Raw genomic sequence first — 14,833 nt, forward strand, 5'->3', positions numbered from 1 at the left:
AGAAATTAATAAAAGCTTTACACCTGTTCACAGTTCCGTCATAGAAAACATGTCAGTTGAGTGCGACAACCGCACGGTTCAGCGCCGCCGCATAGGCCAGCCATAAGAGATAGGGCGCCATCAGCCATGCGGCGCTTTTCCGGATCATGCCGAAACAGGCTGTTGTAATGACCGTCAACACCAATATGGCGCAAAGCTCCCAAAACGCAATCTGAAAAAGCCCAAATCGGAAAAACAGCGGACTCCACAGGAAATTGAGCGCCAGCTGCACATCATAAAAGGTGAGCGCCTGTATGCGGTTCGCTTCTGGGGCGTCCGATGTCCATATCAGGTAAGCGGCGATCCCAATGAGCAGGTAAAGCACCGGCCAGGCTACGCCGAATACCCAGGACGGCGGCGCAAAGGACGGCAGCGTCAGAGACTGGTAGACGCTTTTCATGTCTTTGGAAAGCAGGCTGCTGAGAAAGCCGCCCAACAACGGAATTGCAATCGAAACCATCAATGGTTTTAAACGGATTGTTGCATTCATATTGGCCACCCTTTCATTCTGAACGGATCTTGTTTAGCTTATGAAAAAAAGCCCTGCGCTATGCGTGAATTTATTGACGCAGGCAGATCCTTCGCGGTATAATAGCCGCAGAGCGGCTATTATACCTTTTTATGCGCAGGACGATCCGCGCCCTTGGCGTTTCCGTCCCGATGCGCAATTATCCCACCGCGCGCTTCGCGCTTGTGATATAATAGCCCCAGTACGGCTATTATACCCTCTTTATGGACAGGCAGATTCGTCGGCGCGGCCGGTTCCCTGCCCGATGGCCAATTCCATCACCATGTGCTTGTAACAGAATCGCCGTATATGTTAAAAAGACAATCAGAAGCCGGCGTGGACGCGCTGGTTCGGAAGGAGCATCCATCCCCAGCTATGAAAGACCTTTCACAATTACCCAAGCTGTTCGTGTCGTTTTTCAAGATCGGCGCGTTTACCTTCGGCGGCGGCTACGCCATGATCCCACTCATCCAGAGAGAAACTGTGGAAAACCATCACTGGATCACCGACGACGATATCCTTGATATGCTCGCCATCGCGGAATCCACCCCCGGCGTTGTCGCAGTCAACTCCGCCACTTTCGTCGGCTACCGGGTCGCGGGTTTCTGGGGTGCTCTGATCGCCACCTTCGGCGTGGCGCTCCCATCGTTTATTGTCATCTCGATCCTTTCCCTCTTCATCATGGAGTATAAAAAAATCCAATGGCTCAACTGGGTGTTCGATGGCATCCGGGCCGGCGTGGTGGTGCTCATCTTCAACGCTGCCATCAAACTTGGTAAACAGTGCCCGAAAAATGTCTTTGTGGGCGTGGTTATAATGCTTGCCTTTATCGGTGCGGCGGTGTTTAATCTGCCGGTCATCGGTATGCTCATTCTGGCCGCGATCGCGGGCATCGTCCGTGAGGTCCTCCTCTCTAAAAAAGGCGCCGCAAAGGAGGGTGAACAATGAGCATTTTCCCCGCCCTCTTTCTGACCTTTTTTAAAATTGGCCTCTTTACCATCGGTGGCGGCTATGCCATGATCCCGATGATCCAGCAGGACATCCTCTCCCACGGCTGGCTCGCACAGGATCAGCTGATCGATTTTATCGCCATCAGCGAATCCACGCCCGGTCCCTTCGCGGTCAATATCGCAACTTTTGTCGGCATGGAAAAAGGCGGGCTGCTGGGCGCGGCCTGCGCAACACTTGGCGTGATTCTGCCGTCTTTCCTCATCCTCCTGCTCATTGCCAAATGGTTCACAAGCTTCCAGGACAACTCCTGTGTCAAAGCCGCTCTCTACGGCCTGCGCCCCGCAGTGGTCGGGCTCATCGGCGCGGCCGCGTTTTCGATCTTCCTTGCGAACGTCATGGGGGTCTCCTCGCTTACCGCCGTCTTTGGACATATGCCCGCGGTGAGCTGGCGGGCGATCCTCATCGTCGTCTTGGTGTTCCTTTTCAGCCGCTGGAAAAAGAAGCTCCACCCCATCTGGCTCATCCTGTTTTCCGGCGCGCTCGGTTTTCTGTTCCATACGCTGCTGCCCATGATTCCTTAGGAGGTTTCGTATTATGAAGAAAAAAGACATCGCGCTAAAAGCAATCGAACTGTTGAAGCAGGAATATCCCGACGCGATCTGTTCGCTTGAATACCGCAAGCCACATGAGCTGCTCATCGCAACCCGGCTGGCGGCCCAATGCACCGACGCACGGGTCAACATCGTCTGCAAAGACCTGTTCGCCAAATATCAGACCATTGAGGATTTTGCAGACGCACAGCTTTCCGATATTGAAAATATGATCCGTTCCTGCGGGTTTTACAAGATCAAGGCCAAAGATATCATCAATATGTGCATCATGCTCCGCGACGTTTACGGCGGTGTGATGCCGGATACGGTCGAGGAGCTCGTAAAGCTCCCCGGTATCGGCCGCAAGACCGCCAACCTCATGGTTGGCGACATCTTCGGGAAGCCCGCCATTGTGGTAGATACCCATTGTATCCGGCTGACCAACCTGCTCGGCCTCACCGAAGGCAAAGATCCGGTGAAAATTGAGGATCAGCTGCGCAAAATCCTCCCGCCGGAGGAATCGAACGACTTTTGCCACCGGCTGGTGTTGCATGGCCGCGCGGTCTGCGTGGCGCGGCGGCCGCAGTGCGACAAATGCGTCCTGAACGTCTGTTGCAAGCACTACAAGGATACCTATAAGCTCAAATAAGAAAGAGGCCCGCGCGCGGGCCTCTTTCTTATTTTCTGATCAGCGCTTTAACAGCATCTGCAAATCCTCACGTGTGAAAGAATACTTCTTGTCACAGAAATGGCATTCCACCTCGGTTACATCCTGTTCGTCCGCGAGCTTTTCCAGCTCCTCGCGGCCGATGCTCAGAAGCGCCCGTTCCACCCGCTGCTTCGAGCAGTTACAGCGGTAAACCGGCTCGGCCTCGTCGAGCACCTGTGGTTCAAACCCCGCGAACACCGTTTGGATAACGTCCCAAGGCGTCATCCCGGAATCGATCATCGCAGTGATCGGCTGGACATTTTGCAGGTTCTCTTCAACGCGGCCAATCACCGCGTCGTCCGCGCCGGGCAGCAGCTGGATCAGGTATCCGCCCGCCGCCCGCACCGAAAGATCCGGGTTCACCAGAACGCCAAGCGCGCAGACGGTCGGCGTCTGTTCGCTTACGGCAAAGTAGCTGGTGATATCCTCCGCGATCTCGCCCGAAACCAGCGGAACCGAGCCGATCGACGGTTCCGGCAGGCCCACGTCCTTGATGACCGAAAGGGTTCCGTCAGTGCCGACCGCGCCCGCCACGTCAAGCTTTCCGTAACGGTTGAGCGGGATCTCGACAATCGGATTGGCGACATAGCCGCGCGGGTTCCCCAGACTGTCCGAAACAGCGATGAGCGACCCGGCGGGGCCGCTGCCCGCCACCCGGATGGTGACGCTGTCGGTTTCGTTTTTCAGCATCTGCCCCATGATCGAAGCAGCTGTGACCAGCCGTCCGAGCGCCGCCGTAACGGTCGCGCTCGGACGATGGATTCGTTCGAGTTCCGCCACGATATCGGTGGAATCGATCGCGGTGCAGACTGCCGAGCCGTCCGCCGCGATCGTACGTATCAGTTTTCCCATAGCTTAAATTCCTTCTGTTTCTTTTTTGCGCGCCACATAGACCGCGCGCTGAGTCGTTTCTCCCACCGGGCCGGTGGTATCTCCCGCGTACACCGCAAGCAGCTCATATCCGGTGCGGGACAGCACGTCCAGAATCTGCGCATGCGTAAAAGCCCGTTCGCAGAAGCTTTCGCTCTGCCGGGTATAGGTTTTCCCCTCACGCACGAAAAAGTCAAGCGAGATCCGGGTGCGAAGCGCCTTGTCGGTGGTGTTCTGCCACACGCAGTAAAGATCGTCCAAATCATAGACAAAGGTGTTCTGGCCCAGCACCTCCCGGTGCTTATATTCGGTATTCACATCGAACAGGAAGAGCCCTCCCGGCACAGTAAAGAGGGACACCCTGGCAAATGCCCGTTCAAGCGCTGCCGTATCCGGCAGGTGGTTGAGGCTGTCGAGCGCGCAGACCGCAACGTCGATTGTTCCAAACAGGTCAAGCGCATCGAACTTCTGGCAAAGATAAAGGACCGGCCTGTCCCCCTGCTTGGACACAGCTTCAGACAGCATATCCGCGCTGCCGTCCACACCGATCACATCGTAACCCAAAGCGGCAAGCTCGACCGTAAGGCTGCCTGTCCCGCACCCAAGGTCGAGCAGGATCGTCTCGCCGGTCACCTCGATATGCTGCCTGATCAAGCGGTCAAAATATTCCGCGCGCCGTTTATAATCGATCTCCCCGGTGAGGCGGTCGTAATAAGCGGCAAAAACGCTGTAGGGCATCAGTCACGCACCCGTTCAAATACAACCTTGTAACCGTCACTGCCGTAGTTGAGCGAACGGTTTACACGGCTGATGGTCGCGGTGGACGCACCGGTTTTCGCCACAATGTCGCTGTAAACGCGGCCTTCCGAAAGCATCCGGGCCACTTCGAGCCGCTGAGAGAGCGCTTTGAGTTCCGGAACGGTGCACAGATCCTCAAAAAAGTTATAGCATTCCTCCATCGTTTCCAGCGAAAGGATTGCTTTAAACAGGTAATCCACGTTCATGTCTTTCAGTTTTGTGTTCATGAAAAACCGCCTCCAAAAATGAAATGTTCATTGTATTTGATTTTATCATTTTAGAGCGCGAAAGTAAAGGCTTTTGTGTGCGAAAGCGCAACATTTTTTATTGCTTAGCAATCAAAAATTGGCCATGCGGCTCTGCCGCGGCCATTTTAAATTTTTATGCGTCAGCCAAAGGCCGATATGTAAAAAAGCAGCCGCAAAACGGCTATTTTATTGCTTCGCGGGATCATCCTCCAAAAGGTAGCGGAGCATCCGCTCGGGATTGTTAAGGAAGGCTTTTGTGAGCTGATAATGTTCTGTTTGTTCGTACGGCATAGTGGTGATGCCTTCCGCGCTGAGTTCCAGGATCTGCGCCTTTGGGCAGGCAAGCAGGATCGGTGAATGGGTCGCGATGAGAAGCTGCGAACCGTCCTCCGCGAGCGAAACGATCCGCGCGAGCAGGGCCATCTGCCGTGACGGCGAAAGAGCGGCTTCCGGTTCATCGAGAATATAGAGCCCGTTCCCGCCGAAGCGGTTCATCACCAGAGACAGGAAGCTCTCCCCGTGGCTCTGTCCGTGCAGCGATCTGCCGCCGTAGCTGTCGATAAGTTTTGGGGAAAGGCCCGGCGCGCGGTCAAGTTCATCGATGTAGCTCGCGACATTGTAGAAACTCTCGGCCCGCAGAAAGAACCCGTCCCTCGGACGCACCGGCCCGCGCCAGATACGCAAATTTTTGCAGAGCGCCGAATGCGAATCCGCTGTGGAAAACGCAAAATTGCGGCTGCCACCCTCGGGGTTAAAACCCCAGACGACCGCCAGCGCTTCGAGCAAAGTCGATTTTCCCGTTCCATTCTCCCCGACAAAAAAAGTCACCCGCTGTGTAAAATCAATCCCACCCTGCCGGAGAAGGTTTTTCACCAGCGGGAGCTTTTCGAGATAGCCGCTCTCTGAAAGCGGCCCGTCCAGAAAAATCCTGCGGATATAAAGGTCGTTCATCCCGGCCCCTCCCAAAAGCGGGCCGGACGCATCCGCGTCCGGCCCGCCGAAGCGTTTCAGCCTGTTTACAGCATATCGTTGCGGACAATATCCTCCAGCGTCTCACGCTTTACCACAACCCGCGCCTCACCGTCTTTGAGCATAACGACCGGCGGCTTGGGAATGCGATTATAATTTGACGCCATCGAATAGTTATAAGCGCCGGTCGCGAGCACCGCGATGATATCCCCGACCCGCACATCCTGCAGCGGCATGTTCTCTCCAATCAGGTCGCCGCTCTCACAGCACTTGCCCGCGATGGTAACCGTATGGGTCTTTGGCTGGGAAGCCTTGTTCGCGACGAGTGCTTCATATTCGGACTTATAAAGGGCATAGCGCGGATTGTCCCCCATGCCGCCGTCGATCGAAACATAGGTGCGGACGTTTGGAATCTCCTTGATTGCGCCGACCGTGTAAAGAGTGATGCCTGCCGGGCCGGCGATCGAACGGCCTGGTTCGATGACGATGAACGGGGTTTTAAACGAACGCGCCGCGCAGGCTTTTTTGACGGTTTCGGAAACACGCTGCATGTATTGGTCGTAGGCGACCGGATCATGCTCCGGCAGATATTTGATGCCGAATCCCCCGCCCAGGTCGAGCATCTCCAGCTCCAGCCCTGTTTCGGCCTTCACATCGGCCATGAAGCTGATCATCACCTCAGCGGCATGTTCAAACGGCTCGATATCGAAAATCTGCGAACCAATATGGCAGTGCATCCCCAGAAGATGCACGCCCTTCATCCCAGCAGCCTCTTTGACAGCCTGCATTGCCTCGCCTGTTTCCAGGGCGAAGCCAAACTTGCTGTCGATCTGCCCGGTGCGGACAAAATCGTGGGTATGCGCATCGATGCCGGGCTTAATGCGGAAAAGGATCTTTGCCATTTTTCCCTGGCTGACAGCCAGCTGGTTCAAAAGCTCCAGCTCGGTCAGGTTATCCACCACGATCTGGCCCACGCCGTATTCGATCGCAGCCTGCAGTTCCTGCACCGTCTTATTATTTCCGTGGAAAAAAATCCGTTCGGCGGGGAATCCCACGCTTTGCGCGGTATAAAGCTCCCCAATGGAAACGACGTCCAAGCCGAGCTGCTCCTCCATTGCGACTTTGCAGACCGCTTTGCAGCAGAATGCCTTGCTCGCGTAGGTCACAAGCCCACGGCCGCTGTAATATTTGTTGATCGACTCGCGATAGCTCTCGCAGGCACGGCGGATCTCATTTTCATCCATCACGTAGAGCGGCGTCCCATAGGTCTGCGCAAGCTCAACTGTGTCGCGCCCGCCGATGGTCAGGTGTCCAAGGGAATTGACTCCCAGGCAGTCAGAAACAAACATTGTCATCCATCCTTTTGTGTGTATATCTAACCGGCTGCTCGAATGACTCCTTTGGCATCCGCGCATCGCGTTATACTGTGGTCATTCGGGGAAGTCTCCGGCGCAGTCCGCTTCAATCTCCGCGATGATCGCTTTGACCTCTGTGACGCCGTCTCCCTTTTCCGCTGAAAACGGGATCATCGTAATCTGATCGGCGTACGGCAATTCTTCCCGTAAAGCGTTTAAGCGGTCCTGCTGCTGCTTCGCACTGAGTTTATCCTTCTTGGTCAGGATCACCACAAACGGGATCTCACGGTCAATCAGGAAGTTGACCATCGTAAGGTCGTCCGCCGTCGGCGGATGGCGCATATCGACCAGTTGGAACACCAGCTGGAGGTTGCGCTCCTGCGCAAAGTAGCCCTCAATCAGTTCGCTCCAGCGGCGCTTCTCCCCTTTGGAAACCTTCGCGTAGCCATAGCCGGGCAGATCCGCGAATCGGATACCGTCCGCGTGGAAAAAATTGATGGTTGCCGTTTTGCCCGGCACCGCCGAGACCCGCGCAAGCTGCTTACGGTTGAAAAGCTTGTTGATCATCGAGCTTTTCCCCACGTTTGACCTGCCCGCGAATGCAATCTCAGGCAGGTCGGACGGCGGCAGCTGGTCGGAGGTCCCGAAACTGCGTTCAAATTGTACGTTATGATAATTCATGGCTGTTTCCTTTCAAATCCGCGCGCCGGAAATCACCTCACTGCGGGATCGGGGTCTGCGCCTTCGGGATCTCCTGCGCGGATTCGACCGGCAACGCGTCGAGCACCGGCGCGTTTGCCACCTTGTGCGGTTTTTTCACCAGCGCCGCGTCGAGCACGGTGTCAATCCGTTCCGCGGTGATAAACTTGAGGCTGTCGCGCACCATCGGATCGATCTCAGCGAGATCCGGCTCATTGTCGGCCGGGATAGCCACTGTCTTGATGCCCGCGCGATAGGCGGCCATTGTCTTTTCCTTGAGACCGCCGATCGGCAGTACGCGGCCGCGCAGAGTGATCTCTCCGGTCATCGCGACGTCACGGTGCACCGGCGTATCCGACAGCGCTGAGATGAGCGCCGTGCAGATGGTTACGCCCGCGGACGGTCCGTCCTTCGGGACGGCGCCTTCCGGCACATGGATGTGGATATCCTTCGTCTTGTAGAAATCGTGCTCCACTCCGTATTTGTCGCTGTGGGCACGGATATAGCTGATCGCGGCGTGAGCGGATTCTTTCATCACGTCACCGAGCGAGCCGGTGAGCTCCACCTTGCCGGCGCCATCGAGGATCGCAACCTCCACCTGCAGCATTTCACCGCCGACAGAAGTCCAGGCGAGCCCGTTGACCAGGCCGACCTCATTATAAGGCTGAATCAATTCCGGCTTAAATTTACGCGGACCCAGATATTCGACGATGTTATCGTTTGTAATAACTACCTTTTTCCGCTCGCCCGCGACGATCTGTCTGGCCGCTTTGCGCAAAAGCGACGCCAGCTCGCGCTCGAGGTTGCGCACGCCTGCTTCGCGGGTATAGTTATCGATCAGCGCATAGATCGCGTCGTCCGCGATCTTCGCCTTCGAAGCGGTCAGCCCATGGCGCTTCATCTGCTTTTGCAGCAGATGACTTTTTGCAATATGGAATTTCTCTTCCCGGGTATAACTCGAAAGCTCGATGACCTCCATGCGGTCGAGAAGCGGTGTCGGGACGGTGTCGAGCGTGTTGGCCGTTGCGATAAACAGCACGTCCGAAAGATCGAACGGCACCTCGATGAAGTGGTCGCGGAAGGCGTGGTTCTGTTCGGAATCGAGCACCTCCAGCAGCGCCGCGGAGGGGTCGCCGCGGTAGTCGTTTCCGAGCTTATCCACCTCGTCGAGCAGCATCAGCGGGTTCTGGCTGCCCGCGAGCTTCATCGCGTTCATGATACGGCCGGGCATCGATCCGATATAGGTTTTGCGATGGCCGCGGATGTCGCTCTCATCGCGCACACCGCCGAGCGAGATGCGCACGTATTTACGCCCCATCGCCTTGGCAATCGAGCGCGCGATCGAAGTCTTTCCGACGCCCGGAGGGCCTACGAGGCAGATGATCTGTCCCTTGATCTCCGGAGCAAGCTTGCGCACGGCAAGCAGCTCGAGGATGCGTTCCTTGACCTTCTGCAAGCCGTAATGCTCGCGGTCGAGCAGCGCACGCGCCTTTTTGATATCTATTTTGTCGGCGGTCCGTTTATTCCATGGAAGCTCCAGAACCGTGTCGAGATAACCGCGGATAACACCCGCCTCATTCGAGTTGGACGGCATCTTCGAGAGCCGGTCAACCTCCTTATTGAGCTTTTCGGTGGTCTCCGCGTCAAGTTTGAGCTTCTCGATCTTTGCGTAGTATTCGTTCTGTTCCTCCTGCGGGTCCTCCTCGCCCAGCTCGCCCGAAATCGCCTTGAGCTGCTCACGCAGGTAATATTCCCGCTGGTTTTTGTCGATCTGGCCCTTGACCTTCTCCTGGATATCCGCCTCAAGCGAGAGGATATCGTTTTCCTCTTCGAGGATGCGCGCAAGGATTTCCAGCCGTTTGAGCGGGTCGGACTGGGAGAGGATGGTCTGCTTGTCCTCCACCTCCATCGACATGTTCCCGGCTATGTATTCCGCCAGGTGCACCGGATCTTCGCTCACAAGCGCGTTGATCACCAGCTCCTTCGGCATGCGCGGCGTGAGAAAGCAATATTCCTCGAACAGATCCTTGACGGTACGCATCAGTGCGTCGCACATCGCAGATTTTACGCTGCGGGTGATTTTCAGCGGGAACGGTTCGACCATCCCCTCAAAATAAGGGGCCTCGCTCACGATCTCCATGCATTTTGCACGGTACATCCCTTCCACCAGCACCCGCCAGGTGCCGCCCTGGGATTTGATAATCTGTTTGACCTGCGCCACGACGCCGACCTTGTAAATGCCGTCGGCATGAGGCTCATCCTCCCGGATGTTCTTCTGGGCAACGAGGAAAATCTTGCGGTCCCCGCTCATCACCTTATTGAGCGCAAGGATCGATTTCTCCCGTCCCACGTCGAAATGCAGCACCATCTGCGGATAGAGCACCAGCCCCCGCAGCACCAGCACTGGCATCTGTACAGGTTCTTTTTTCTCCTGTGCCAATACTTCTGCTTTCTTTTTATCGTTAAGTTCGCTCATTTCGCGACCTCCATTTCTAAGGGATCTATCTAAAACCCCATTGCGGGGCAAAATGCAAATTGCCCGGGATTCAGCGCCGACTTGGGCGGCATTCCCGCGCAAAACGCGGAAGAAAACGGGCCGCGCCCGTTTTGCGTTTATTATAACATAAGATAAAGCGGGTGTAAACCTTGTGAATCTTTCCGCTATCTTTCCCATATACAAGCAAAACCGCCCGTCCGGGCGGTTTTGACCAGAAATAATCCAAGATAAAATCAGCCTGCCGCTTCCCTGCGAGGACGGACCTGCGCCCGACGGGCAGTATTGATCTGCAGCCGCTGCGGCTTGCGTTCGGGATTGAGCACCAGTTCCGGCTTGCCGGTCTTATCCACGCAATCCTTGGTGATCGTAACCTTCTCGATCGTACAGTCGGATGGCGCTTCAAACATCAATTCTCCGAGCACCTCTTCCATGATCGCACGCAGGCCGCGCGCACCGGTTTTGCGGTTGATCGCCTTGTCCGCAATTGCGGTCAGGGCTTCCGGCGTGAAGGAAAGTTCAATCCCATCCAGATTGAAAAGCTGCTGATACTGTTTCACCAGCGAGTTTTTCGGTTCGGTGAGAATGGTGACCAGCGCGTCGCGGTCAAGCTGTTCAAGCACGGTGACCACCGGCACACGGCCGATGAGCTCCGGGATCAGCCCAAACCGGATGAGATCCTGCGGGATAACCTGCTCAATCAGCTTGTCTTTCGCCTTCGCGTCCTTGAGCGTCGAACCGAATCCAAGCGAGCTTTTGTCGACGCGCCGTTCAATGATCTTGTCGATGCCCTCAAACGCGCCGCCGCAGATAAACAGGATGTCCTTTGTGTCGATCTGAATGAACTCCTGCTGCGGATGCTTGCGCCCCCCCTGCGGCGGGACGTTTGCAACAGTACCTTCGAGGATTTTCAGAAGCGCCTGCTGCACACCCTCGCCCGAAACGTCGCGGGTGATCGACGGGTTCTCGCTCTTGCGGGTGATCTTGTCAATCTCATCGATGTAAATGATGCCCTTCTGGGCGCGCTCCACGTCATAATCTGCCGCCTGTAGAAGCCGCAGCAAAATGTTCTCGACATCCTCGCCCACATAGCCCGCCTCGGTCAGCGTCGTGGCGTCCGCGATGGCAAACGGGACATTGAGCATTTTGGCCAGCGTCTGTGCGAGCAGCGTCTTGCCGACGCCGGTTGGCCCGAGCATCAAGATATTGGTTTTGTTGAGGTCCACATCCCCCGCATCGCCAAAATAGATCCGTTTATAGTGGTTATAGACCGCGACAGCCAGCGATTGCTTGGCACGATCCTGCCCGATCACATATTCATCCAGATGTTCCTTGATTTCGCGGGGTTTCAACACGTTGATCTGCTGCTCCTGCCGCTGCGGCCGGGAGGAACGCGAAGCGGGCATGTCGTCCTCCAACACGCTCTGACAGAGCTCGACGCACTCGTTGCAGATGCATACCCCCGGCCCGGCGATCAGCCGCTGGACCTGGTTTTGCATCTTTCCGCAGAAGGAACAGCGCAATTCCCTTTGATCTTCCATCTTTGCCATGTGGGAAACCTCCTACCTGGTATCTGACTTTAAACAGCACAAATGTGCAGCGCCCCAAACGGGCGTTGCACATCTTCTTTACCGGTGTGCAATGACCTTGTCGACCAGGCCGTAATCACAGGCCTGCTGCGCGGTCATGAAATTGTCGCGCTCAGTGTCCCGCTCGATCACTTCAAGCGGCTGACCGGTCTGTTCCGAAAGGATTTTATTTAGTTTCTCGCGGGTGCGGATGATCCAATCGGTGTGGATCTTCATGTCGCTTGCCTGCCCGCGCGCGCCGCCCGACGGCTGATGGATCATGACCTCCGCGTTCGGCAGCGCCAGACGCTTGCCCTTTGCGCCGGAGGAAAGCAGAAACGCTCCCATCGAGGCGGCAAGCCCCATACAGATGGTGGACACGTCGCATTTGATATAGTTCATGGTGTCATAGATCGCCATGCCGGCGGTCACCGAACCGCCCGGGCTGTTGATGTAAAGGTGGATATCCTTATCGGGGTCCTGCCCTTCCAGATAGAGCAGCTGCGCGACCACCAGGCTCGCGGAAGTGTCATTGACCTCCTCGCAGAGCATCACAATACGGTCGTTGAGCAGGCGGGAAAAGATGTCATACGACCGCTCACCGCGGTTCGTCTGTTCCACTACCATTGGCACAAGGCTCATCGCCGTGCGTCCGATCTCCAGGCTCATAGAAATTACCTCCTGTTGGTTGGTTTTGCCGCAAACCAATCGCTCTATCTCCAAGATACCGATGCGGCAGGCCCTCCGCCTGCCGCGCCGGTATGTAAAATGCTGATTATTCCGCCTCGGCAGGAGCTTCCGCCGCTTTTGCTTTTTTTGCTCTGGGTTTCGAGGCCTTTTTCGGCTTCTCCTCCGCCGCCGCTTCCTTCACGGGTTCGTCTTTGACTTCCTTGATCACGGCCGCGTCACGCACCAGGTCGATCGCCTTGTTGAGCGCGAGCTCCAGCTTGATCTCCTTTTCCGGGATGTACTGCTTGACTTCATCGGCCTTCATGTTATAATTTTTCGCGATCTTCTCGATCTCCGCGTCATACTCTTCCGCAGTCGGCTCAATGCCTTCCAGCGCGACGATCTTCTCGAGCGCAAGCCGGGTCTTGACCTGCGCCTCGGCCTGGTCTGCGAAGGTCTTGCGGAAGGAGGCAAGCTCCATTCCGGTGTACTGCAGGTAGGTCTGCAGGTTCATGCCCTGCGACTGCAGACGGTAATCGAAATCGCGGATCATCTCATCCACACGGTGGTCATACATGCACTGCGGGATATCGGCCTGCATCTTGGCGACGACCGCTTCCATCAGCTTATTTTCCACCTCGGCCTTGCTCTGCTCGTCCTTGCGTTCCTGGGCTTTGGCGCGCAGATCGCCCTTCAGCTCATCGAGGGTATCGAACTCGCTGACATCCTTTGCAAACTCGTCATCCAGCGCGGGCAGTTCTTTGGTCTTGAGCTCTTTGAGCGTGCATTTGAACACGGCCGGTTTGCCCTTGAGCTCTTCAGCATGGTAATTCTCCGGGAAGGAAACATTCACTTCGAATTCCTCGCCGGCGTTGTGGCCCGCGACCTGATCCTCAAAACCGGGAATGAAGCTGTTCGAGCCGAGCTCGAGCGGGTAATCGGTGCCCTTGCCGCCCTCAAACGCGGCGCCATCCACAAAGCCTTCAAAATCGATGGTCGCAATGTCGCCGTTTACAGCGGCGCGGCCCTCGACCGCAATCACGCGGGCGTTCTGCTCGCGCATCCGGTCGATTTCCTTACCGATTTCCTCGTCGGAAACCTCATAGAGTTTCTTCTCAACTTCGAGGCCCTTGTATCCGTCGAGCGCAACTTCCGGCTTGACAGTCACGGTCGCCTTGAAGGTGTAGCCGCTTTCTTTGGTGGCTTCCATCACTTCAATGTCAGCGCGGTCGACCGGCTCGATGCCCTTTTCCTCAACGGCTGCTTCATAAGCTGCTGGATAGGTGGCGTTGATCGCATCCTCAAAGAAGATGCCTTCCCCATACATCTTTTCGATCATCTTGCGGGGCGCATGTCCACGGCGGAAACCAGGGACCTGCATTTTTTTGGAATTTTTCTTAAACGCTTCATCGAGCGCCTTGCCGAAATCCTCCGCACTCACGGCGATTTCAAGCTCCACGCGTTTGTCTTCATTGGTCTTGACGGAATTGACTGTCATTTCTACTTCCTCCTGAAAAAGTTACTTTACATTTTGCTCCTGCCACTTCTCATGGAGGAACGGTTGGCCATAAGCCCGCTATCATGATATTATAGCAAATATCTTTCCGATTGCCAATAGATAAATTGTGAATGAAAACCAGATTTTTAGAAGTTTTTACGTCTTTTCCACCAAAAGCGGATCGAAACGCAGATAGTCGCTGCTGCAAAGGAAGAACCGGATTCCCAGATAGGTCCCGTCGATCGCATAACGGCAGCCGGACGCATGGATATGACCGTAGTAGCACCGTTTGATCTTATGACGGACGAGCACATCCAAAATCTGCGGCGACTCGTTCTCTCCATAAACCGGCGGATAGTGCAGAAACACCACCGGCGTGAACCCGGTCTTTTCGGCTTCGCGGATCGAAGCCTCCAGCCGCATCGCCTCCCGGTTGATGACCTTCTGGTCAGAAGCCTGCCCTGTCTCAAAAAGCCACCCGCGCGAGCCGCACAGCGCGAGCTCCTCGGACACGACGCAGTTATTATGGAGAATCCGCAGCGAATTTAATCCGTGCGCGGTAAAAAAGTCCTCCATCTTTTTCATGGTGCACCACCAGTAGTCATGGTTCCCTTTGAGCAGGATCTTTTTTCCCGGCAGCGCCTCCAGAAACTGAAAATCCGCGAGCGCCTCTTCCAACGAAAGCCCCCATGACGTGTCGCCCGGCAGTACCACCGTATCCTTTTCCGTCACCTTCGCGCGCCAGTTTTCCTCGATGCGGGCAACATAGCCGCGCCATCCTTCAAAGACATCCATCGCGTGATCCCCCGAAAGGGACAGGTGCAGATCGCCCATTGTATAGACCGCTATATTGGCCCCCTCGCTTTCC

Annotated in this window: 15 protein-coding genes; 3 read left to right on the forward strand and 12 right to left on the reverse strand. The window is 55.9% G+C overall.

The features are described from left to right. Positions 1–52 precede the first annotated feature (52 nt). Positions 53–529, reverse strand: coding sequence for a TspO/MBR family protein (locus tag BN4275_RS15460; RefSeq protein ID WP_066459897.1), 477 nt, complete (start codon positions 527–529; stop codon positions 53–55). Positions 530–856: 327 nt separating this feature from the next. On the opposite strand from BN4275_RS15460, the gene BN4275_RS15465 reads away from it, so the two are divergent. Genes BN4275_RS15465 through nth form a run of 3 tightly spaced genes read left to right on the forward strand, consistent with a single transcriptional unit; the run spans position 857 to position 2,737 of the window. Beyond that, positions 857–1,495 carry a chromate transporter gene (locus BN4275_RS15465; RefSeq protein WP_242863695.1) on the forward strand — a complete coding sequence of 213 codons (639 nt, stop codon included), beginning with the start codon at positions 857–859 and terminating at the stop codon, positions 1,493–1,495. Beyond that, positions 1,492–2,079 (forward strand): chromate transporter, encoded by a 588-nt coding sequence (locus BN4275_RS15470; RefSeq protein WP_066459900.1) that lies wholly within the window; start codon positions 1,492–1,494, stop codon positions 2,077–2,079. The genes BN4275_RS15465 and BN4275_RS15470 overlap by 4 nt, the downstream gene beginning before the upstream one ends. 13 nt (positions 2,080–2,092) lie before the next feature. Next, positions 2,093–2,737 carry an endonuclease III gene (gene nth / locus BN4275_RS15475; RefSeq protein ID WP_066459902.1) on the forward strand — a complete coding sequence of 215 codons (645 nt, stop codon included), beginning with the start codon at positions 2,093–2,095 and terminating at the stop codon, positions 2,735–2,737. A 39-nt stretch (positions 2,738–2,776) separates the two neighbouring features. Here nth and hslO read toward each other — a convergent pair whose 3' ends face one another. The 11 genes from hslO to BN4275_RS15530 all read right to left on the reverse strand — a co-directional run bounded on the left by hslO (position 2,777) and on the right by BN4275_RS15530 (position 14,814). Further along, positions 2,777–3,649 (reverse strand): Hsp33 family molecular chaperone HslO, encoded by an 873-nt coding sequence (hslO, locus tag BN4275_RS15480; RefSeq protein ID WP_066459904.1) that lies wholly within the window; start codon positions 3,647–3,649, stop codon positions 2,777–2,779. Between the two features lie 3 nt (positions 3,650–3,652). Then, complete coding sequence (locus BN4275_RS15485) at positions 3,653–4,405, reverse strand: class I SAM-dependent DNA methyltransferase (protein WP_066459906.1); 753 nt, start codon at positions 4,403–4,405, stop codon at positions 3,653–3,655. After that, the gene (locus BN4275_RS15490) at positions 4,405–4,692 is read right to left on the reverse strand and encodes a YerC/YecD family TrpR-related protein (protein WP_066459908.1); all 288 of its coding nucleotides are present in this window, start codon (positions 4,690–4,692) and stop codon (positions 4,405–4,407) included. The genes BN4275_RS15485 and BN4275_RS15490 overlap by 1 nt, the downstream gene beginning before the upstream one ends. Positions 4,693–4,899: 207 nt before the next feature. Beyond that, on the reverse strand, positions 4,900–5,664 hold the full coding sequence (locus tag BN4275_RS15495; RefSeq protein ID WP_066459910.1) for an AAA family ATPase: 765 nt from the start codon (positions 5,662–5,664) through the stop codon (positions 4,900–4,902). Positions 5,665–5,729: 65 nt separating this feature from the next. Then, positions 5,730–7,031 carry a diaminopimelate decarboxylase gene (lysA, locus tag BN4275_RS15500; RefSeq protein ID WP_066459912.1) on the reverse strand — a complete coding sequence of 434 codons (1,302 nt, stop codon included), beginning with the start codon at positions 7,029–7,031 and terminating at the stop codon, positions 5,730–5,732. A gap of 81 nt (positions 7,032–7,112) precedes the next feature. Continuing rightward, complete coding sequence (gene yihA, locus BN4275_RS15505) at positions 7,113–7,718, reverse strand: ribosome biogenesis GTP-binding protein YihA/YsxC (RefSeq protein WP_066459914.1); 606 nt, start codon at positions 7,716–7,718, stop codon at positions 7,113–7,115. A 37-nt stretch (positions 7,719–7,755) separates the two neighbouring features. After that, positions 7,756–10,212: an endopeptidase La gene (gene lon / locus BN4275_RS15510; RefSeq protein ID WP_066459916.1), complete on the reverse strand. Its 2,457-nt coding sequence runs from the start codon at positions 10,210–10,212 to the stop codon at positions 7,756–7,758. 254 nt (positions 10,213–10,466) lie between these two features. Beyond that, entirely contained in the window at positions 10,467–11,780 is a 1,314-nt protein-coding gene (gene clpX / locus BN4275_RS15515; protein WP_066459918.1) for an ATP-dependent Clp protease ATP-binding subunit ClpX, read from the reverse strand. Between the two features lie 78 nt (positions 11,781–11,858). Continuing rightward, positions 11,859–12,440 (reverse strand): ATP-dependent Clp endopeptidase proteolytic subunit ClpP, encoded by a 582-nt coding sequence (gene clpP, locus BN4275_RS15520; RefSeq protein ID WP_066460517.1) that lies wholly within the window; start codon positions 12,438–12,440, stop codon positions 11,859–11,861. Between the two features lie 133 nt (positions 12,441–12,573). Then, a complete protein-coding gene (gene tig, locus BN4275_RS15525; RefSeq protein WP_066459920.1) occupies positions 12,574–13,965 on the reverse strand; it encodes a trigger factor in 1,392 nt (463 codons plus the stop codon). 156 nt (positions 13,966–14,121) lie between these two features. Beyond that, complete coding sequence (locus BN4275_RS15530) at positions 14,122–14,814, reverse strand: metallophosphoesterase (protein ID WP_079988317.1); 693 nt, start codon at positions 14,812–14,814, stop codon at positions 14,122–14,124. Positions 14,815–14,833 lie beyond the last annotated feature (19 nt).

Source organism: Anaerotruncus rubiinfantis, assembly GCF_900078395.1.
GTDB classification, from domain to species: Bacteria; Bacillota; Clostridia; order Oscillospirales; family Ruminococcaceae; genus Anaerotruncus; species Anaerotruncus rubiinfantis.

Bases quoted from the DNA above. Each gene is read 5' to 3' on its own strand.
- lon (WP_066459916.1), bottom strand. From the start codon at position 10,212: ATGAGCGAACTTAACGATAAAAAGAAAGCAGAAGTATTGGCACAGGAG.
- BN4275_RS15485 (WP_066459906.1), bottom strand. From the start codon at position 4,405: ATGCCCTACAGCGTTTTTGCCGCTTATTACGACCGCCTCACCGGGGAG.
- nth (WP_066459902.1), top strand. From the start codon at position 2,093: ATGAAGAAAAAAGACATCGCGCTAAAAGCAATCGAACTGTTGAAGCAG.
- clpP (WP_066460517.1), bottom strand. From the start codon at position 12,440: ATGAGCCTTGTGCCAATGGTAGTGGAACAGACGAACCGCGGTGAGCGG.
- BN4275_RS15495 (WP_066459910.1), bottom strand. From the start codon at position 5,664: ATGAACGACCTTTATATCCGCAGGATTTTTCTGGACGGGCCGCTTTCA.
- yihA (WP_066459914.1), bottom strand. From the start codon at position 7,718: ATGAATTATCATAACGTACAATTTGAACGCAGTTTCGGGACCTCCGAC.
- BN4275_RS15465 (WP_242863695.1), top strand. From the start codon at position 857: ATGTTAAAAAGACAATCAGAAGCCGGCGTGGACGCGCTGGTTCGGAAG.
- BN4275_RS15470 (WP_066459900.1), top strand. From the start codon at position 1,492: ATGAGCATTTTCCCCGCCCTCTTTCTGACCTTTTTTAAAATTGGCCTC.
- BN4275_RS15460 (WP_066459897.1), bottom strand. From the start codon at position 529: ATGAATGCAACAATCCGTTTAAAACCATTGATGGTTTCGATTGCAATT.
- tig (WP_066459920.1), bottom strand. From the start codon at position 13,965: ATGACAGTCAATTCCGTCAAGACCAATGAAGACAAACGCGTGGAGCTT.
- lysA (WP_066459912.1), bottom strand. From the start codon at position 7,031: ATGTTTGTTTCTGACTGCCTGGGAGTCAATTCCCTTGGACACCTGACC.
- hslO (WP_066459904.1), bottom strand. From the start codon at position 3,649: ATGGGAAAACTGATACGTACGATCGCGGCGGACGGCTCGGCAGTCTGC.
- BN4275_RS15490 (WP_066459908.1), bottom strand. From the start codon at position 4,692: ATGAACACAAAACTGAAAGACATGAACGTGGATTACCTGTTTAAAGCA.
- clpX (WP_066459918.1), bottom strand. From the start codon at position 11,780: ATGGCAAAGATGGAAGATCAAAGGGAATTGCGCTGTTCCTTCTGCGGA.